General features: G+C 62.6%; 16 protein-coding genes. 13 read left to right on the forward strand and 3 right to left on the reverse strand.

The window, feature by feature from the left end:
* The first annotated feature begins 74 nt into the window (after positions 1 to 74).
* The 9 genes from GGI60_RS08520 (at position 75) to rpmG (ending at position 11,622) form a co-directional block, all read left to right on the forward strand.
* Complete coding sequence (locus GGI60_RS08520) at positions 75 to 1,031, forward strand: aspartate carbamoyltransferase catalytic subunit (protein ID WP_183914786.1); 957 nt, start codon at positions 75 to 77, stop codon at positions 1,029 to 1,031.
* Positions 1,028 to 2,317 carry a dihydroorotase gene (locus tag GGI60_RS08525; protein WP_183914788.1) on the forward strand — a complete coding sequence of 430 codons (1,290 nt, stop codon included), beginning with the start codon at positions 1,028 to 1,030 and terminating at the stop codon, positions 2,315 to 2,317. Before GGI60_RS08520 ends, GGI60_RS08525 begins: the two co-directional genes overlap by 4 nt.
* 46 nt (positions 2,318 to 2,363) lie before the next feature.
* Entirely contained in the window at positions 2,364 to 2,984 is a 621-nt protein-coding gene (gene plsY, locus GGI60_RS08530) for a glycerol-3-phosphate 1-O-acyltransferase PlsY (protein WP_183914791.1), read from the forward strand.
* Positions 2,984 to 4,126: a DNA-processing protein DprA gene (gene dprA / locus GGI60_RS08535; RefSeq protein ID WP_183914793.1), complete on the forward strand. Its 1,143-nt coding sequence runs from the start codon at positions 2,984 to 2,986 to the stop codon at positions 4,124 to 4,126. The genes plsY and dprA overlap by 1 nt, the downstream gene beginning before the upstream one ends.
* Before the next feature lie 249 nt (positions 4,127 to 4,375).
* Positions 4,376 to 7,030 (forward strand): type I DNA topoisomerase, encoded by a 2,655-nt coding sequence (gene topA / locus GGI60_RS08540; protein ID WP_183914795.1) that lies wholly within the window; start codon positions 4,376 to 4,378, stop codon positions 7,028 to 7,030.
* 1 nt (position 7,031) lies between these two features.
* Positions 7,032 to 9,404, forward strand: a complete 2,373-nt coding sequence (gene rnr, locus GGI60_RS08545) for a ribonuclease R (RefSeq protein ID WP_183914797.1) — start codon at positions 7,032 to 7,034, stop codon at positions 9,402 to 9,404.
* Positions 9,405 to 9,467: 63 nt separating this feature from the next.
* Positions 9,468 to 9,920: a DUF983 domain-containing protein gene (locus tag GGI60_RS08550; protein ID WP_183914799.1), complete on the forward strand. Its 453-nt coding sequence runs from the start codon at positions 9,468 to 9,470 to the stop codon at positions 9,918 to 9,920.
* A gap of 256 nt (positions 9,921 to 10,176) precedes the next feature.
* Entirely contained in the window at positions 10,177 to 11,361 is a 1,185-nt protein-coding gene (locus GGI60_RS08555; RefSeq protein ID WP_183914801.1) for an MFS transporter, read from the forward strand.
* A gap of 93 nt (positions 11,362 to 11,454) precedes the next feature.
* Positions 11,455 to 11,622 (forward strand): 50S ribosomal protein L33, encoded by a 168-nt coding sequence (gene rpmG, locus GGI60_RS08560; RefSeq protein WP_003587245.1) that lies wholly within the window; start codon positions 11,455 to 11,457, stop codon positions 11,620 to 11,622.
* 749 nt (positions 11,623 to 12,371) lie between these two features.
* Here rpmG and GGI60_RS08565 read toward each other — a convergent pair.
* Both GGI60_RS08565 and GGI60_RS08570 read right to left on the reverse strand, forming a co-directional pair.
* Positions 12,372 to 13,745, reverse strand: a complete 1,374-nt coding sequence (locus GGI60_RS08565; RefSeq protein ID WP_183914803.1) for a PleD family two-component system response regulator — start codon at positions 13,743 to 13,745, stop codon at positions 12,372 to 12,374.
* Between the two features lie 18 nt (positions 13,746 to 13,763).
* On the reverse strand, positions 13,764 to 14,135 hold the full coding sequence (locus tag GGI60_RS08570) for a response regulator (RefSeq protein WP_003547430.1): 372 nt from the start codon (positions 14,133 to 14,135) through the stop codon (positions 13,764 to 13,766).
* A 133-nt stretch (positions 14,136 to 14,268) separates the two neighbouring features.
* Between GGI60_RS08570 and GGI60_RS08575 the strand changes: the two genes are divergently transcribed.
* Together GGI60_RS08575 and GGI60_RS08580 are read left to right on the forward strand one after the other, a co-directional pair.
* Positions 14,269 to 14,577, forward strand: coding sequence for a DUF3572 domain-containing protein (locus GGI60_RS08575; protein WP_183914805.1), 309 nt, complete (start codon positions 14,269 to 14,271; stop codon positions 14,575 to 14,577).
* Between the two features lie 2 nt (positions 14,578 to 14,579).
* Positions 14,580 to 15,248 (forward strand): hypothetical protein, encoded by a 669-nt coding sequence (locus tag GGI60_RS08580; RefSeq protein WP_409527252.1) that lies wholly within the window; start codon positions 14,580 to 14,582, stop codon positions 15,246 to 15,248.
* Here the strand turns inward: GGI60_RS08580 and GGI60_RS08585 are convergent.
* A complete protein-coding gene (locus GGI60_RS08585) occupies positions 15,223 to 15,810 on the reverse strand; it encodes a GNAT family N-acetyltransferase (RefSeq protein WP_183914807.1) in 588 nt (195 codons plus the stop codon). The two genes, GGI60_RS08580 and GGI60_RS08585, sit on opposite strands and share 26 nt — an antisense overlap.
* A 75-nt stretch (positions 15,811 to 15,885) precedes the next feature.
* Between GGI60_RS08585 and GGI60_RS08590 the strand changes: the two genes are divergently transcribed.
* Together GGI60_RS08590 and GGI60_RS08595 are read left to right on the forward strand one after the other, a co-directional pair.
* The gene (locus tag GGI60_RS08590; protein WP_183915460.1) at positions 15,886 to 17,178 is read left to right on the forward strand and encodes a DNA polymerase IV; all 1,293 of its coding nucleotides are present in this window, start codon (positions 15,886 to 15,888) and stop codon (positions 17,176 to 17,178) included.
* Between the two features lie 195 nt (positions 17,179 to 17,373).
* Positions 17,374 to 18,636 (forward strand): L,D-transpeptidase family protein, encoded by a 1,263-nt coding sequence (locus GGI60_RS08595; RefSeq protein ID WP_183914809.1) that lies wholly within the window; start codon positions 17,374 to 17,376, stop codon positions 18,634 to 18,636.
* The last annotated feature ends 51 nt before the right edge of the window (positions 18,637 to 18,687 follow it).

Raw genomic sequence — 18,687 nt, forward strand, 5'->3', positions numbered from 1 at the left:
TTGCCCACAGCGCATGCTTGCCCCGGCGGACAGCACTCTTTATAGACCCGCCAGAGACAGCAAGAGGCAGGGTCATGGTCTTTTTCCCCCACCGCCACCTCATCGGCATCAAGGGCCTCACCGAGCAGGATATCGCCTATCTTCTCGACAAGGCCGACGAAGCCGTCAAGATCAGCCGCCAGCGAGAGAAGAAGACGTCGACGCTGCGCGGGCTGACGCAGATCAACCTCTTCTTCGAGGCGTCGACCCGCACGCAGGCCTCCTTCGAGCTTGCCGGCAAACGGCTCGGCGCCGACGTCATGAACATGTCGGTCGGCAACTCCTCGGTGAAGAAGGGCGAAACGCTGATCGACACGGCGATGACGCTGAATGCGATGCGCCCCGACGTTCTTGTCATCCGCCATTCGAGCGCCGGTGCGGCCGCCCTGCTCGCCCAGAAGGTCTCCTGCTCGGTCGTCAATGCCGGCGACGGCCAGCACGAACATCCGACCCAGGCGCTGCTCGACGCGCTGACGATCCGCCGCGCCAAGGGCAAGCTCTCGCGCATCATTGTGGCGATCTGCGGCGACGTGCTGCATTCGCGGGTGGCGCGCTCCAATATCCTGCTGCTCAATGCGATGGGGGCGCGAGTGCGCGTCGTTGCGCCTGCGACGCTCCTGCCCTCCGGCATTGCCGAGATGGGCGTCGAGGTGTTCCACTCGATGCAGGAAGGGCTGAAGGATGCCGACGTGGTGATGATGCTGCGGCTGCAGCGCGAGCGCATGTCGGGCGCCTTCGTGCCGTCGGTGCGCGAATATTATCACTTCTACGGGCTCGACGCCGAAACGCTGAAGGCGGCGAAGGAGGATGCGCTGGTTATGCATCCGGGGCCGATGAACCGCGGCGTCGAGATCGCCTCCGAGGTCGCAGACGGACCGCAGAGCGTGATCGCCGAACAGGTGGAAATGGGGGTCGCGGTGCGCATGGCCGTCATGGAGACGCTGCTCGTCTCGCAGAACCAGGGTCCCCGAACCGACGGAATGAAGGCATGAGCAACCCGATCGTCCTCAAGAACGTCCGCATCGTCGACCCCTCGCGCAATCTCGACGAGGTCGGCACGATCATCGCGAAAAACGGCGTCATCATTGCCGCCGGCAGCGCTGCGCAGAACCAGGGCGCGCCGGACGGCGCCGTCGTGCGCGACTGCGCCGGTCTCGTGGCCACACCCGGCCTCGTCGACGCGCGCGTCCATATCGGCGAACCCGGCGGCGAACACCGCGAGACGATCGCCTCGGCAAGCCGGGCGGCGGCGGCCGGCGGCGTCACGTCGATCATCATGATGCCGGACACCGATCCCGTCATCGACGACATCGCACTCGTCGAATTCGTCAAGAAGACGGCCCGCGATACCGCCGCCGTCAAGGTCTATCCGGCCGCTGCCATTACCAAGGGTCTTGCCGGCGAGGAGATGACCGAGATCGGCCTGTTAATGCAGGCGGGCGCCGTCGCCTTCACCGATGCCCATTCCAGCGTTCACGATACGCAGGTGCTGCGCCGGATCATGACCTATGCACGTGAATTCGGCGCCGTCGTCTGCTGTGAAACGCGCGACAAATATCTTGGCGCCAACGGCGTCATGCATGAAGGGCTTTTCGCCAGCTGGCTCGGGCTCTCCGGCATTCCGAGAGAAGCCGAGCTCATCCCGCTCGAACGCGATCTCAGGATCGCAGAACTGACACGGGGGCGTTATCACGCCGCGATGATCTCGGTGCCGCAATCGGTCGAGGCGATTGAGCTTGCCCGCAACCGCGGCGCCAAGGTGACCTCGGGCATCTCGATCAACAATCTGGCGCTCAACGAGAACGACATCGGCGAATACCGCACCTTCTTCAAGCTCTATCCGCCGCTGCGCCCGGAGGACGACCGGGTCGCCATGGTCGACGCGCTGGCGCGCGGCGCCATCGACATCATCGTCTCCTCGCACGACCCGCAGGACGTCGATACGAAGCGCCTGCCCTTCGGCGAGGCGGCGGACGGCGCAGTCGGCCTTGAAACCATGCTGGCGGCGGCCCTCAGGCTTCACCATAGCGGCCAGGTCAGCCTGATGCGTCTGATCGACGCCATGTCCACTCGCCCGGCTGAGATTTTCGGCCTGGATGCCGGCACGCTGAAGCCGGGTGCTGCCGCCGATATCACGCTGATCGATCTCGATGAGCCTTGGCTTGTCGCCAAAGACATGCTTCTCTCCCGCTCTAAGAACACGCCGTTCGAGGATGCGCGCTTCAGCGGGCGGGCGGTCGCGACATACGTCTCGGGAAAGCTTGTCCATGCACTTTAGGGACCGGCTGGACTGAGGACAGGCCATCGGAGGGCCGAGGGGGCATATGTTATCCAATCTCATGTCATGGCAGATCACGCTGCCGATCGCACTTGCCGCGGCCGTCATCGGCTATCTCCTCGGCTCCATTCCTTTCGGTCTGATCCTCACGCGCGCGGCCGGCCTCGGCGATGTACGCAGCATCGGCTCCGGCAATATCGGCGCAACCAATGTGCTGAGAACCGGAAACCGGAAGCTCGCCGCGGCGACGCTGTTGCTCGATGCGCTGAAGGCATCGGCGGCAGCCTGGATCGTCGGCTATTTCCTTGGTGAAGAGGCCGCTATCATCGCCGGCTTCTTCGCCTTCGTCGGCCATCTTTTCCCGGTCTGGATCGGCTTCAAGGGCGGCAAGGGCGTCGCCACCTATATCGGCACCCTTCTCGGCGTCGCACCGATCATGGTCGTGCTCTTCGCCGCCGTCTGGCTGGCGGTTGCCGTGACCACCCGCTACTCCTCGCTATCGGCGCTCGTCGCCATGCTCGTCATTCCGGTTGCCCTGTTGATCCTCGGCAATGAAAAGGTGGCGGCGGTCATGGCCCTCATGACTATCATCTCCTACTGGAAACATAGGGCCAATATCTCCCGGCTGATGGGCGGGACGGAAAGCAAGATCGGGGCGAAGGGATAATGGACGCGCCGAGCGCGGGATCAAAAGGCACGGTGCTGAGCGAAAGGCAGAGGATTGCCTGGCTGCGCCTGATCCGTTCCGACAATGTCGGCCCTGCGACCTTTCGCGACCTCATCAATCATTTCGGTTCGGCCGAGGTGGCACTCGCGGCGCTGCCGGAGCTTTCGGCGCGCGGCGGCGCAACCCGGGCAATCCGCATCGCCAGCGAGGCCGAGGCGCATCGGGAACTGGAGGCGGCGCATCGTTTCGGCGCCCGCTTTGTCGGCATCGGCGAGCCGGACTATCCGCAGGCGCTCAAACAGATCGACGGCGCGCCGCCGCTGCTTGCTGTCAAGGGCGCGCTTGCGGCCGCCAAGCGGCCGGCCGTCGGCATCGTCGGTTCGCGCAACGCCTCGATTGCCGGCGCTAAATTCGCGGCGATGGTGGCGCGCGACTGCGGCCGGGCGGGTTACACCATCGTTTCCGGCCTGGCGCGCGGCATCGACACGGCAGCGCACCGGGCAAGCCTCGAGACCGGCACGATCGCGGCCCTTGCCGGCGGCCTCGACAAGCCCTACCCGCCGGAGAATCTCAGCCTCATTGAGGAGATCGCCGAGGGCAACGGCTTGGCGATCAGCGAAATGCCGTTCGGCTGGGAGCCCCGCGCCCGCGATTTTCCGCGCCGGAACCGGCTGATAGCCGGCATCGCGCTCGGTCTCGTGGTCGTCGAAGCGGCGACGCGCTCGGGCTCACTGATCACCGCACGCCTTGCCGGCGAGTTCGGCCGCCTGGTGTTTGCCGTGCCCGGCTCACCGCTCGATCCGCGCTGTCACGGCACCAACGGCCTGCTGAAGGACGGCGCTTCGATCGTTACCGAACCTGCCGATGTTATCGAGGCCCTGGCGCCGCTGGCGCAGCTCGAGCTGTTCCCCTCGTCGAGGGCGGAGGAGCCGGCAGGCGATAGCAAGCCAATAACGATGCCGCCCGGCGATTCAGACCGGATGCGCATCATCGATGCGCTCGGACCGACGCCGGTCGAGATCGACGACGTCATCCGCCACACCGGCCTTCCGGCATCCGCCGTCTATCTCATTCTTCTGGAATTCGACATATCAGGCAGGCTGCATCGGCATCAGGGCGGCCTCGTTTCGCTTTCCGATTGAGCTTCGCGCGATATAAGAGAGCCGCCTCGGGAGTTGCAGCAGCCGCGTGTCGAATTCAACAGGCGCGCCATCTTAAATTGTATTCTACGCACGATCTTCCCTCGCTTGCACCGTACGCAAGAAGTAAAATTGTAGCAAACCCCTTGACCACAGCGATTTCCCTGTCCATGTCGGAGGGCCAGTATCCAAGTTGCGTTGCGTGTTGCGCTGGCTTCCACGCCGGCGCGGAGTCTTTTTTAGAGAATCATCATGAATGTTGTAGTGGTGGAATCGCCTGCCAAGGCCAAGACGATCAACAAGTATCTGGGTTCGGGATACAAAGTGCTCGCCTCCTTCGGCCATGTGCGCGATCTGCCTGCCAAGGATGGCTCGGTCCTCCCCGATCAGGATTTCGAAATGCTCTGGGAGGTCGATGGGGCCTCGGCCAAGCGGATGAAGGACATTGCCGACGCAGTGAAATCCTCCGACGGTCTGTTTCTGGCGACCGACCCGGATCGTGAAGGCGAAGCGATTTCCTGGCACGTGCTCGACATGCTGAACAAGAAGCGGGTGCTGAACGGCAAGTCGGTCAAGCGCGTCGTCTTCAACGCGATCACCAAGAAGGCGGTGCTCGACGCGATGGCCGACCCGCGCGACATCGACGTGCCGCTGGTCGACGCCTATCTGGCGCGCCGCGCGCTCGACTATCTCGTCGGCTTCAATCTTTCGCCTGTCCTATGGCGCAAGCTGCCCGGCGCGCGTTCGGCCGGACGCGTCCAGTCGGTGGCGCTTCGTCTGGTCTGCGACCGTGAATCCGAGATCGAGCGCTTCATTTCGGAAGAATATTGGAATCTCTCCGCACTTCTGAAGACGCCGCGCGGCGACGAGTTCGAGGCAAGGCTGGTTTCGGCGAACGGCAAACGGCTGCCGCCGCGCGCCATCGGCAACGGCGAAGATGCCGGCCGCCTGAAGGCATTGCTCGAAGGCGCGAGCTATATCGTCGACACGGTCGAGGCGAAGCCGGTCAAGCGCAACCCGGGACCGCCGTTTACGACCTCGACACTGCAGCAGGCCGCCTCCTCCAATCTCGGCTTCTCCGCCTCGCGCACCATGCAGATCGCCCAGAAGCTCTATGAAGGCGTCGATATCGGCGGCGAGACGGTCGGTCTCATCACCTATATGCGAACCGACGGCGTGCAGATGGCGCCCGAGGCGATCGACGCTGCGCGGCGCGCCATCCTCGACCAGTTCGGCGAACGCTATCTGCCTGAGAAGGCGCGCTTCTATTCGACCAAGGCGAAAAACGCCCAGGAGGCGCACGAGGCGATCCGTCCGACCGATTTCTACCGCTCGCCCGATCGTCTGCGCAAATTCCTCGACGCCGATCAGATCCGGCTCTACGAGCTGATCTGGAAGCGCGGCATCGCCAGCCAGATGGCGTCCGCCGAGATCGAGCGCACAACGGCTGAAATCACCGCCGACAACAAGGGCGAGAAGGCCGGCCTGCGTGCCGTCGGCTCGGTCATCCGCTTCGACGGCTTCATCGCCGCCTATACCGACCAGAAGGAGGACGGCGAGCAGAGCGACGACGGCGACGAGGATGGCCGCCTGCCGGAGATCAATGCGCGCGAGACGCTCGCCAAGCAGAAGATCAATTCGACGCAGCATTTCACGGAACCGCCGCCGCGTTATTCGGAAGCCTCGCTGATCAAGAAGATGGAAGAGCTCGGCATCGGTCGGCCCTCCACCTACGCGGCGACGCTGGCGACGCTGCGCGACCGCGACTATGTGACGATCGACAAGCGCAAGCTGATCCCGCAGGCCAAGGGTCGGCTGGTGACCGCCTTCCTCGAGAGCTTCTTCACCAAATATGTCGAATACGACTTCACGGCCGACCTCGAGGAAAAGCTCGACCGGATTTCGGCCGGCGAGTTGAACTGGAAGCAGGTGCTGCGCGATTTCTGGAAGGATTTCTTCGCGCAGATCGAGGACACCAAGGAATTGCGCGTCACCAACGTGCTCGATTCGCTGAACGAGGCGCTGGCGCCGCTGGTCTTCCCGAAGCGCGAAGATGGCAGCGACCCCAGGATCTGCCAGGTTTGCGGCACAGGCAACCTGTCGCTGAAGCTCGGCAAATACGGCGCCTTCGTCGGCTGCTCGAACTATCCGGAATGCAACTATACTCGCCAACTCTCCTCCGAAAACGGCGGAGAAGCGGAAGGGGCCGCCCTCAATGAGCCTAAGAACCTCGGCACCGATCCGACGACCGGCGAGGAACTGACGCTGCGTTCGGGCCGCTTCGGCCCCTATATCCAGCGCGGCGACGGCAAGGAGGCCAAACGCGCTTCGCTACCGAAAGGCTGGAAGCGGGAAGATATCGATTATGAAAAAGCGATGGCGCTGATTTCGCTGCCGCGCGATATCGGCAAACATCCCGAAACCGGCAAGATGATTTCATCAGGCATCGGCCGTTACGGGCCATTCCTCCTGCATGATGGTTCCTACGCCAATCTGGAAACCGTCGAGGACGTGTTCTCGGTCGGCCTCAACCGCGCCGTGACCGTCATCGCCGAAAAGGCGAACAAGGCGCCGGGCCGAGGTGCCCGTGGCACGCCGGCGGCGCTGAAGACGCTCGGTGATCATCCAGACGGCGGCGCCATCACCGTTCGTGACGGCAAATACGGCCCCTATGTCAACTGGGGCAAGGTCAACGCGACCCTGCCGAAGGGCAAGGATCCGCAGGCTATCACCGTCGAAGAAGCGCTGGCGCTGATCACTGAAAAGGCCGGCAAGGCCCCCGCCGGAAAGCCGGCAAGGGCAAAAGCCAAGCCGAAGGCAGCTGCGGCCGAAGCCAAGACCACCAAGACGGCCGCCAAGCCGAAGGCAACGAAGGCGAAAGCGCCGGCGAAATCGAAAAAGGGCTGAAGTGAGCAGGACACCGCGCGAAAGAACGAACCTCGCGGGCAAACGCCCGGGCAAGATCGGCCGCGCCGGCAAGGATGCTCCCGCCGTCGAGCCGCTGAACATTATCCACGGCGCGCTGCCCTCGCGCGAGGTGATCCTGCGCTTCATCGCCGATCATCCGCAGAAGGCTTCGAAGCGTGAACTCGCCAAGGCTTTCGGGCTGAAGGGCGACAGCCGCGTCGAGCTCAAGCATCTGCTGCAGGAGCTCGAACAGGAGGGCATGCTGCAGAAGAGCCGCAAGTCGCTCATCCGTCCCGGTGCCCTTCCGCCCGTTACCGTTCTCGATATCACCACGCGCGACAAGGACGGCGATCTCATCGGCCGGCCGGCGGAATGGCCGGAGGAGCAGGGTGTCGCCCCTGCCGTCGCCATTCGCCAGCAATCGCCGGCAGGCCGCCAGGGCAAGGGCAAGGCGCCCGTCGCCGGCCTCGGCGACCGTATCCTGGCAAAGATCTTCCCGGCCGTCGATCGCGGCGGGCCGGCCTATACGGCGCGCATCATCAAGGTGATCGACAGGCGCCGCGGCGCCTCGATGGGGGTTTTCCGCACCGCGCCCGGCGGCGGCGGGCGGCTGCTGCCGATCGAGCGGCGCGGCGAGGAGATGGTGATCGATCCCGATTTCACCGGGGGTGCCGCGGATGGCGACCTGGTCGAGGTCGAAATCGCCCGGCTCGGCCGCTTCGGCCTGCCGCGCGCCAAGGTTCTGTCCGTCGTCGGCTCCGTCGGCTCGGAAAAGGCGATCTCGATGATCGCCATCCATGCCCATGGCATCCCGCATGTCTTTCCCCCCGCCGTCATGGCCGAGGCGGAAGCGGCAAAACCGGCGACGATGTCGCATCGTGAGGACTGGCGCGACGTGCCGCTGATCACCATCGATCCGGCCGACGCCAAGGATCATGACGACGCCGTCTATGCCGAGCTCGACCCCTCCCCCGACAATCCCGGCGGCGTCATCGTCACCGTCGCGATCGCCGACGTCTCCTGGTATGTCCGGCCCAATTCGCCGCTCGACCGCGAGGCGCTGAAGCGCGGCAACTCGGTCTATTTCCCGGATCGGGTCGTGCCGATGCTGCCGGAGCGAATCTCCAACGATCTCTGCTCGCTGAAGGAAGGCGTCGACCGCCCGGCGCTTGCGGTGCGCATGAGCTTCTCCGGCGAAGGCCGCAAGATCGGCCATACGTTTCATCGCATCATGATGAAGAGCGCCGCCAAGCTTTCCTACCAGCAGGCGCAGGCGGCGATTGACGGCAAGCCCGATGACAAGACCGGACCGATGCTCGAGCCGATCCTGAAGCCGCTCTGGCACGCCTATGAGGTGATGAAACGCGGACGCGACCGGCGTCAGCCGCTGGAACTCGACATGCCGGAGCGCAAGATCCTGCTGAAGCCCGACGGCACGGTCGATCGTGTCTTCGTGCCGCCGCGGCTCGACGCGCACAAGCTGATCGAGGAGATGATGATCCAGGCGAACGTCGCCGCCGCCGAGACGCTGGAAAAGAAGCGCCAGGCCCTGGTCTACCGCATCCATGACGCCCCGACGCTGGCCAAGCAGGAAGTCCTGCGCGAGTTCCTGGCGACCCTCGGCATCTCGCTCGCCAAAGGCGGCAACGTGCGCGCCAATAGCTTCAACGGCATTCTGGCGAAGGCGGAGGGCACGGCGCACCAGACCATGGTCAACGAGATGGTGCTGCGCTCGCAGAGCCAGGCGATCTACAGCCCTGAGAATATCGGCCATTTCGGCCTCAACCTGATGAAGTACGCCCACTTCACCTCACCGATTCGCCGCTACGCCGATCTCATCGTGCATCGCGCGCTCGTCGGCTCGCTCGGCTTCGGCGAGGGCGGCATCACGCCGGACGAAGAAGCCGCTCTCGACGATATCGCCGCCGAAATTTCGACCTTCGAGCGCCGGGCGATGGCGGCCGAGCGCGAGACCATCGACCGGCTGATCGCCCATCACTTGAGCACCCGGGTCGGCGAGGAATTTGCCGGCCGTGTCTCGGGGGTGACGAAATCCGGGCTTTTCATCGTTCTGCCGGACTATGGCGCCGATGGTTTCGTCCCCATATCGACGCTCGGCAGCGACTATTTCATCTATGACGAGGCGCATCAGGCGCTCTCGGGTGAACGCACGGGGCTCGGCTATCGGCTCGGCGACAGCGTTACCGTGAAGCTTGCCGAGGCGATACCGCTTGCCGGCGCTTTGCGTTTCGAAATGCTGAGCGAGGGGCGCGAGATGCCGACGGCGATGCGCTCCTTCCACAAGGCCGGCCGCCGCGACAGAGGCGAGGTCCGCAAAAAGCCCGGCACGAGGCCGCCGCGCGGACGGCGTTAATGCATCTCCAGCATCGAGCCTGATTCAGGAGCCCTACGCTTTCGGGCTGAAAAGGAACATGCGATGGGCACACAGACCGATCCGACGGTCCGCTACGGGGGCACGCCCGAGAACGAACGTCCGCTCCGGCGCTCGATCCTGCGCGGGCTGATGAACCGCTGTCCGGCCTGCGGCGAAGGCAAGCTCTTTCGCGCTTTCCTGAAACCGGTCGATCACTGCGCTGCCTGCGGCGAGGCGATGCATCATCATCGCGCCGACGATCTGCCGCCCTATATCGTCATCCTCGTCCTCGGCCATGTCCTCGTCGGTGGTTACATGTTGACCGACATGGCCTTCGTTCTGCCGGTTTGGGTTCATCTCGCCATCTGGGCGCCGATCACCATCGTCACCGCGCTTGCCTCGATCCAGCCGATCAAAGGCGGCGTCATCGGCCTGCAATGGGCGCTGCGCATGCACGGTTTCGGCGGGGAGAGCGATGGCCCCGATGATTACGACCTTTCCCGGCGGCCGGATTGAATGCCTTCACCTTCCAGACATATTTAACGTGTAGTGGCTGCCCTCCACCGACCACTACCGACACGCGGGCGTCGTCGATCCTCAACGACTTGACATGGTAAGCTTTTCTTGTCTGAACAGGCTTTACATTCTGCAGGCGGTCACTCACATCGGAAATACTGCGAAACGCTGCTCGTCACCAGGATTTGGCACGTCCGTGTCTTTCTATGCGGAGCGACCGGCCGATTCGCTCGCGAAGCTTTCTAAGGATGGATAAATGTCTCAGCCGAGAAACGGCACACCGGGCGATGTCGAAGAAATCCATTGGCCTTCTCTGGTGGCAGCCATCTCGTCCATATCAGCCGTCGGCATCGCAATCGGTCTCGGACTTCCGCTGCTCAGCATCATCCTCGAAAAACGCGGCATCTCATCGACCCTGATCGGGCTCAATACCGCGATGGCAGGCATCGCGGCGATGGCCGCCGCGCCTGTTACCACCAAGCTCGCCCATACATACGGTGTTGCACCGACAATGCTGTGGGCTGTGCTGATTTCGGCGCTCAGCGCGCTCGGTTTCTATTATGCCCAGGATTTCTGGATGTGGTTTCCGCTGCGTTTCGCCTTCCACGGCGCAACGACGACGCTGTTCATCCTCTCCGAATTCTGGATCAATGCCGCCTCGCCGCCGTCCAAGCGCGGCTTCGTTCTCGGCATTTATGCGACCGTGCTTTCGCTGGGCTTTGCTGCCGGGCCGCTGCTGTTTTCGTTACTCGGCAGCGATGGCATCTTCCCCTTCCTGGTCGGCGCTGGCGCCATCCTGCTTGCCGCCATTCCGATCTACATCGCCCGCTACGAGAGCCCGATCCTGGAAGAAAAGCCGGAGCTGCATTTCATGCGCTACGTTTTCCTGGTTCCGACGGCGACCGCGGCGGTTTTCATCTTCGGCGCCGTGGAAGCCGGCGGGCTGTCGCTTTTCCCAATCTTTGCCGTGCGCGCCCATTTTACCGAATCGCAGGCCGCACTTCTGCTGACCATGATGGGCGTCGGCAACGTCATCTTTCAGATCCCGCTCGGCCTGCTTTCCGACCGCATCCCCGACAAGCGGCCGCTTCTCGCCGGCATGGCGCTGATGGGCTTCACCGGCTCGATGATGCTGCCGTTGCTGGTCGACAACTGGCTGCTGATGGCCGGACTCCTGCTTTTCTGGGGCGGCTGCGTCTCCGGCCTCTATACGGTCGGCCTCAGCCATCTCGGCTCGCGTCTGACCGGTTCCGATCTAGCGGCGGCCAATGCCGCCTTCGTCTTCTGTTATGCGATGGGAACCGTGGCCGGGCCGCAGGCGATCGGCGCAGCAATCGATGTCGCCGGAAATAACGGTTTCGCCTGGGCGATTGCCGCCTTCTTCGGCTTTTACGCCATGCTTTCCGGCATCAGATTGATGTTCATTCGAAAACGGACTTGACTTTTCGGGCGGGATTCGTAGTTTCGCGCCAGAATTTGCCGTGGAGCCCGATCCGGCTTCCACGGCTTTCATTTTCTTAAAGGCAGGACGACCATGGCCAAGGCTACAACAATCAAGATCAAGCTGCTGTCGACAGCCGACACCGGTTTCTTCTACGTCACGACGAAGAACAGCCGTACGATGACGGACAAGATGACGAAGACGAAGTATGACCCGATTGCTAAGAAGCATGTCGAGTTCAAGGAAACCAAGATCAAGTAATCACTTGGCCTAACGGATTTCAAAAAGCGCGCGCTCTCGGGTTGCGCGTTTTTTATTGTCCGGAACGATTGCGTTTGAGAGATGATAGCGCAAACAAGAAACGCCGCCCTTCCATTTTCGGGAAGTGACGGCGTTTTCCTGAAAGGGGGTCGGCCAGCATGCAAAACGGCACGAGGAACCGTTATGACTTGCCTACCAGCCGACCGACCCCACGACCCAGGAGATGCGGCGGACCTGAGCATCATGGGGTATCGGACAGCTCCTCCATGGGAGCGCTTCTGTTATGAAGCCGATAATTTGCGCAGAAATGAAAGAAAATCAACAAATTCTTAATGATGAATTTTCTCAGCTTGATTCTATGGTTAAAAGTCCAGTTTTGGCACACACAAAGATTTGACGCCTCTGCTTGCCTCAGAAGCCTAGTGCCGAACGCCCAGAAGATATTCGACAATATAACTTAATAACTTAAGCCGCCCTTCCCCTTACGTGAGGTGACGCCGCCGCACTCTATTTGACCCTCTTGTCAGCAGACATTCTTTTATAGTCCCCATTTCATTCCGAGCGCCGCCCGGCATTCCGGAAACTGTCGCACGCCGCAGTTATCCACAGCAACGCCTGGAGTCCATTTTTGGGCCATTGAGTTGCAAATTTTTAGGGCTGCGTCGCGTCGGCGAAGCTTAAAAATCGGTAATAATTCGCTTACGGCGGTGGAAAACCCGCAAACAGCCGTAGAGGGTGCGGGTGATTCGTCACGCAGCCGCGGCAACCACACGATTGCGGCCGGTATTCTTGGCTTCGTAAAGAGCAAGATCAGCCTGCTTCATCAGCTGGTCCGGAGTCAGGACCGAGCCCATCCGCGAGGCGATGCCGAAGGAAGCGGTGACTTTCAGCGCTTCTCCGGAGTGCTTCAGCATGAAAGGGGCACTCTCGACCGCAGCGCGCAAGCGCTCGGCGACAGCGGCAGCCACTTCCGGCGATGTGTCCGGCATGGCGACAACGAACTCTTCCCCGCCGTAGCGGCAGGCGAGATCGGCGCCGCGAATGGTCGAACGGACGCGGTTTGCGAATTCGCGCAGGACTTCGTCGCCGCCGTCATGGCCATAAGTGTCGTTCACCTGCTTGAAACGGTCGATATCGGTGATCAGCACCGAAAGCGGACGGCCCCGCGCCATCGAGCGATTGAAGAGCACGCTCAGGTGATTGTCGAGATAGCGCCTGTTGTAAAGGCCGGTCAGGGGGTCGGTCACGGCAAGCTCGATCGTCTGCTTGACGCTGGCGCGCAAACGGTCGTTATAGCGCTTGCGACGGATCTGCGTCAGGCTGCGGGCGACCAGCTCGTTCGGATCGACCGGACGGATGATGTAATCGTTGACGCCGAGATCGAGGGCGCGCACGACCATCTCATCAGCCCCCTGCTCGGTGATGATCAGGATCGGCAGGAAGCGTGTGCGCTCCAGCGACCGCAGTTGCGAGCAGAGGCGAAGCGGATCGTAATCGTCGAAATTGGCGTTGACGATGACGAGGTCGAAGACGTTCTCGGCTGCTTCGAAAAGAGCTGCCTGCGGATCGGAGAGGGCGAGCACATCGGCGACGGGCTTCAGCGCCCTGACGATGCGTTCCTGCGAATTGGCGCGGCCATCGACCAGCAGCACCTGGCCGGCCTCGTCGGCGCGACCCTCGCCTGTTCGCATCAGATCACCCATGCCCATCGTATGGGCGGTGTCGGCGCGGATGCGCAGCTCATCGCTCAACGTTTTCAGCCGCAGCAGGCTCTTTACCCGGGAGATCAGCTGCAGATCATTGACCGGTTTGGTGAGGAAATCGTCGGCGCCGGCCTTCAGGCCACGCACGCGGTCGGCCGGCTGGTCTAGCGCGGTGACCATGACAACGGGGATATGGGCGGTCTTCTTGCTGGCCTTCAGCCGCTCGCAGACCTCGAAACCATCGATGCCGGGCATCATGATGTCGAGCAGGATCAGATCGACCTGATTGCGCTCGCAGATTGCCAGCGCCTCGTGGCCGTCGGCGGCGGTCATCACGTCGAAATACTCCGCGAGCAGCCGCGCTTCGAGCAGCTTCACGTTGGCCGGAATATCGTCAACCACCAGTATTCGCGCAGTCATAAGCGTCTTTCCGATGCGTCAGGCATCGCCCAGATAGGTCTTGATCGTCTCGATGAATTTCGGAACCGAGATCGGCTTGGAAACATAGGCCTCGCAGCCGCCCTGGCGGATCCGCTCCTCGTCGCCCTTCATTGCGAAAGCCGTGACGGCGATGACGGGAATCACGTGCAGCTCATCGTCTTCTTTCAGCCATTTGGTGACTTCCAGGCCGGAGACCTCGGGAAGCTGGATATCCATGAGGATCAGGTCGGGGCGATGCTTGCGCGCCAGATCGAGCGCCTCCATGCCGTTTCGCGTCTGGATCGTGGTATAGCCGGACGCCTCGATGAGGTCGCGAAAGAGCTTCATGTTGAGCTCGTTATCTTCTACAATCATCACCTGTTTGGGCATGACAAGCTGTCCCTACGTCCGTTCGCGAAACGGTTCGTCCCATGATCAAGACACATGCGGATGAAGAGCTCCGTGAAACCGATAGCGCACGCTAGCGGTATTTGGTTGAAGAAAAGGTAACTTACCCCTCGAAATGCAAAGCAACTTCAAGACTTCGAAACAACTGGCGGCCGACCCGCACGAGACGGCGATCGCTGTGCTCGGCTGGCTTGCCGGCGATCCCGACATGTTCGGCCGCTTCCTCGCGCTCACCGGCGTGGCGCCGGAACAGGTGCGCGGCGCCGTCAACGATCCCGGCTTCCTCGCCGGCATGATGGATTTCCTGATGAACCACGAACCGACGGCAATGGCCTTCTGCGCGGCGAGCGGCCTCAGCCCGGAGACGGTGACCGCCGCCTGGCGGCATTTCTCCTCGCCGGGTCTCGATTCCGGGGAATACTGAGCGTGACCGACCTCGATATTTCGCATATCCGCCTCGGCGAGCGGCCGCTGATCGTTTGTGACGTCGACGATGTGGTGCTGCAGTTCATCGATCCGTTCCAGCTTTTTCTTCAAAGCCTGGGTCATGCGTTCCTGCCGCGATCGTTCCGGCTGCACGGCAACATCGTCTCGACCGCGGACGGTGCGGAGATCGAGGGCAACCAGGTGAGCCGGCTGATCGAAGAGTTTTTCGAAACGCAGGAACTGTGGCAGACGCCGGTCGACCACGTCGTCGAAACGCTCGGCCGGCTTTCGCAGGCGGCCGATATCCTTTTCCTGACGGCGATGCCGCCACGGTTCCAGGATCAGCGCCGCCGCCTGCTGGACAGCGCCGGGCTGGCCTTTCCGCTGCTTGCCACTGAGCAGGCCAAGGGGCCGATCGTCCACGCGCTGCATGCCAGCCGCTCCTATCCCGTCGTTTTCATCGATGATATGGCGCACAATCTGGATTCCGTCAGGGAACACGTGGCCGATTGCCTGCTCATTCATCTGATGCCGGATTCACCGGTCCATCGTTTCGCGCCGCCAGCCGCCGACGACATCACCCGCGCCATCGACTGGACGCATGCCGCTGAGCTGATCGAGGCGCATTTCCGTTCCGGCACGTTCAGGCGCACAACTCCAGCCGCATGAGCGGCCGTCCGTCCTTGCGCCTTGCCACAGTCTCGAAGCCGGCCGCAGCAAAGATCGCCGTCGAGCCGATGCAGAGCGTCACGGATTTCGACTGCTTCACGTGGTCGATCGGACATGCCTCCAGCAGCCTTGCGCCCTGGCGCCTTGCGTGATCGATCGCGCCGGCGAGCAGCCGATGGCTCATTCCCTTGCCGCGCAGCCTGGGCAGCAGGAAGAAGCAACTGACGGCCCAGATCAACGGATCATGCGCATCGCCCTCCTCCAGCGGCCGAGAAACGGTGCGCGGCGAGTTGAACTGCGGCACGTCGTGGCGTGGCCCGACCTGCACCCAGGCGACTGGCGCGCCATCGGCATAACCGAGGATGCCCGGCGGCGGCCCCGCATCAATCCGCTCCTGCATATGCGCCTTGCGCTCGTTCCCGGTCATCTTCGTCCTCGCCGCATGCGGCAGACGCAGCGCCACGCACCAGCAATTGTAGAAAGCGCCCTGCGGCCCGAACAGGGTTTCGAAGTCGCACCAGCGTTCCGCCGTCACCGGCTCGAAACGAAGATCGTTATCCAAAGGCAAAGCTCCCCCTGCTCTTGAGACTCGTCAGCTTAAGGCGTAGTGTCGCAACGTTCAACCTTTGTTCTCACCATGACGCCCGCGCCTGACAAGACACCCGGCTTCTGTCGCGACTGCCTTGCCGAGCAGAAGGGCGAGGCGCGCCGTTGCACATCCTGCGGCAGTCCTCGTCTGGTGCGCCATCGCGAGCTCCATGCACTGACGCTGGCGCATATCGATTGCGACGCCTTCTACGCGGCTGTCGAGAAGCGCGACAATCCTGAGCTTGCCGACAAGCCCGTGATCATCGGCGGCGGCAAACGCGGCGTCGTCTCCACCGCCTGCTACATCGCCCGCATCCACGGCGTGCGCTCGGCGATGCCGATGTTCAAGGCGCTGGAGGCATGCCCTCAGGCCGTCGTCATTCGTCCTGACATGGAGAAATATGTTCGGGTCGGGCGCCAGGTGCGGGCGCTGATGCAGGATTTGACGCCTCTGGTGCAGCCGCTGTCGATCGACGAGGCCTTTCTGGAGCTTGGCGGCACCGAGCGGCTGCATCACGACCCGCCGGCACGCACGCTCGCCAAATTCGCCCGGCGCGTCGAAAGGGAGATTGGCATTACCGTTTCGGTCGGACTTTCCTACTGCAAATTCCTCGCCAAGGTCGCTTCCGACCTGCAGAAGCCACGCGGCTTTTCCGTCATCGGCCGCGAGGAAGCGGTCGAATTCCTGGCGCCGCGGCCGGTCACCACGATCTGGGGTGTCGGCAAGGCCCTTGCCGCGACGCTGGAAGCGGATGGCATCCGCACCATCAGCCAGTTGCAGCAGATGGAGGAGAACGACCTGATGCGCCGCTACGGCAGCATCGGCCAGCGGCTCGCCCGCCTGTCGCGCGGCATCGACGACCGCGAGGTGCATCTCAACGATGCCGCCAAGAGCGTCTCGGCCGAGACGACCTTCTTCGACGACATCTCGCGCTACCACGATCTGGTGCCGATTCTGCGCAATCTTTCCGAAAAGGTCTCCTGGCGCCTGAAGAAAGGCGACATCGCCGGCCACACCGTCGTGCTGAAGCTGAAGAGCGCCGACTTCAAGACGCGCACCCGCAACCGTAAGCTCGAGGACCCGACCCAGCTGGCCGACAGGATCTTTCGGATCGGGCTCGAGCTGCTCGAAAAGGAAACGGACGGCACGAAATTCCGGCTGATCGGCATCGGTGTCACCGACCTCGGCGATGCCGCCCGCGCCGATCCGCCCGATCTCATCGACCGGCAGTCGGGCCGGCGGGCGGCGGCCGAAGCGGCGATGGACAAGCTGCGCGACAAGTTCGGCAAGAACACGGTCGAGACCGGCTACACCTTCGGCAGCAGAAAGCGCGATCACTAAAGCGTGTCGCGATCTTTCAGATTCGCTTGCAGGCTTTAGGTCTTTATTTTCTCGCATGTCTTTATCGCAAAACCGCGCACACTTTTGCGAGACATGCTCTAACACGTGAGGCGGGCAACCGGCTCAGCTCATAAAATCTTCCTTAAACTTCGTCCCATAATGTGCCGGACCAGTATTGCGTATGGTTGGGTAATCATGGTCTCGCGTTTCGTCTTCGGCCTCGGCTTGCTGTCGGCCACCGCACTCGTGCACCCTGCTTTTTCCGCGGATGTGCGCACGCTGCAGATCTTCGTTTCGAAGAACAAGCAGTCGCTCGCGGTCTATGACGGCACCGAGGTCATCGCGACCTCGAAGGTCTCGACCGGCAAGGACGGGCACACGACGCCGAGCGGCATTTTCTCGGTGCTCGAAAAGCGGAAATACCACGAATCCAATCTCTATTCGGCCGCCCCGATGCCCTTCATGCAAAGGCTGACCTGGTCTGGCATCGCCCTGCATGAATCGAATTCCGTCCCGCGTTACCCGGCCTCGCACGGCTGCGTGCGCATGCCCGGGGCCTTTGCGAAAATGCTCTATGGGATGACCGAGCCCGGCATTCCCGTCATCATCAGCGACGGCGAGCTGGCGCCGCAGCCGATCGACCATCCGACCCTTTTCCATCCCGATGCGCCGGCGGCGATGCCGCTGCTTTCGGATGTCGAATTGCGGCCATCCATGCCCGACAGCCCGCAAAAGCCGGTGCAGGTGGCGATGAACGATACCACCGCCATGCCGATGCCGATGCCGATGGTGCAGCCGCATGCGACGCATGAGACCGAGTCGCCAACCGAGCCGATCAGCATGCTTATCACGCGCCGGACGCTGCGCGAGACGGTGATCGACATTCAGACCCTTCTCAATCAGCTCGGTTTTTCCGCCGGCGATATGGACGGCTTGCTCGGTCCGGCGACCGTGCAGGCGGTCACGGCCTTCAAGACGCTGCGTCCGGCGGAATTTACCGGCGATAAGAGCCTGATCTCCGACAGGCTGCTAAAAGCCGTCTATGCCGCGGCTGGCAAGGGCGAGCCACCGAACGGCGTCATCATGGTTCGAAAGGCGTTCAAGCCGGTCTTCGAGGCGCCGGTGGCGATCGCCGATCCGGGGCTGGCGCTCGGCACGCATTTCTTCACCCTGCAGGCGGTCGATGAAAAGACCGGCACGGCGGACTGGCTCGGAATCACGCTCGAAAACAATCTCTCCCGCGAGACGATGAAGCGGCTCGGGATCAGCAATCAGGAAAGCTCGATCGTCACCGGCAAGCCGATTGCCCGTTCACTGAGCCGGATTTCCATCCCCGACGAGACCCGCCGCAAGATTGACGCGCTGATCGCGCCTGGCTCGACGCTGACGATCTCCGATACCGGCCTCGGCCGGGAGACCGGCGAAGGCACGAATTTCATTACCATCACCCGCGGCTGACGGCCATCACCTTGGGTGATGTGAATCACCCCGGGTGAGGTTCATTACCCC

Source organism: Rhizobium lentis, assembly GCF_014200175.1.
In the GTDB taxonomy this organism is placed as follows: domain Bacteria; phylum Pseudomonadota; class Alphaproteobacteria; order Rhizobiales; family Rhizobiaceae; genus Rhizobium; species Rhizobium mulingense.

Excerpts from the sequence above, each read along its gene's own strand:
- GGI60_RS08520 (WP_183914786.1), top strand. The coding sequence starts at position 75 with ATGGTCTTTTTCCCCCACCGCCACCTCATCGGCATCAAGGGCCTCACC.
- GGI60_RS08525 (WP_183914788.1), top strand. The coding sequence starts at position 1,028 with ATGAGCAACCCGATCGTCCTCAAGAACGTCCGCATCGTCGACCCCTCG.
- plsY (WP_183914791.1), top strand. The coding sequence starts at position 2,364 with ATGTTATCCAATCTCATGTCATGGCAGATCACGCTGCCGATCGCACTT.
- dprA (WP_183914793.1), top strand. The coding sequence starts at position 2,984 with ATGGACGCGCCGAGCGCGGGATCAAAAGGCACGGTGCTGAGCGAAAGG.
- topA (WP_183914795.1), top strand. The coding sequence starts at position 4,376 with ATGAATGTTGTAGTGGTGGAATCGCCTGCCAAGGCCAAGACGATCAAC.
- GGI60_RS08550 (WP_183914799.1), top strand. The coding sequence starts at position 9,468 with ATGGGCACACAGACCGATCCGACGGTCCGCTACGGGGGCACGCCCGAG.
- GGI60_RS08555 (WP_183914801.1), top strand. The coding sequence starts at position 10,177 with ATGTCTCAGCCGAGAAACGGCACACCGGGCGATGTCGAAGAAATCCAT.
- rpmG (WP_003587245.1), top strand. The coding sequence starts at position 11,455 with ATGGCCAAGGCTACAACAATCAAGATCAAGCTGCTGTCGACAGCCGAC.
- GGI60_RS08565 (WP_183914803.1), bottom strand. The coding sequence starts at position 13,745 with ATGACTGCGCGAATACTGGTGGTTGACGATATTCCGGCCAACGTGAAG.
- GGI60_RS08570 (WP_003547430.1), bottom strand. The coding sequence starts at position 14,135 with ATGCCCAAACAGGTGATGATTGTAGAAGATAACGAGCTCAACATGAAG.
- GGI60_RS08575 (WP_183914805.1), top strand. The coding sequence starts at position 14,269 with ATGCAAAGCAACTTCAAGACTTCGAAACAACTGGCGGCCGACCCGCAC.
- GGI60_RS08590 (WP_183915460.1), top strand. The coding sequence starts at position 15,886 with ATGACGCCCGCGCCTGACAAGACACCCGGCTTCTGTCGCGACTGCCTT.
- GGI60_RS08595 (WP_183914809.1), top strand. The coding sequence starts at position 17,374 with ATGGTCTCGCGTTTCGTCTTCGGCCTCGGCTTGCTGTCGGCCACCGCA.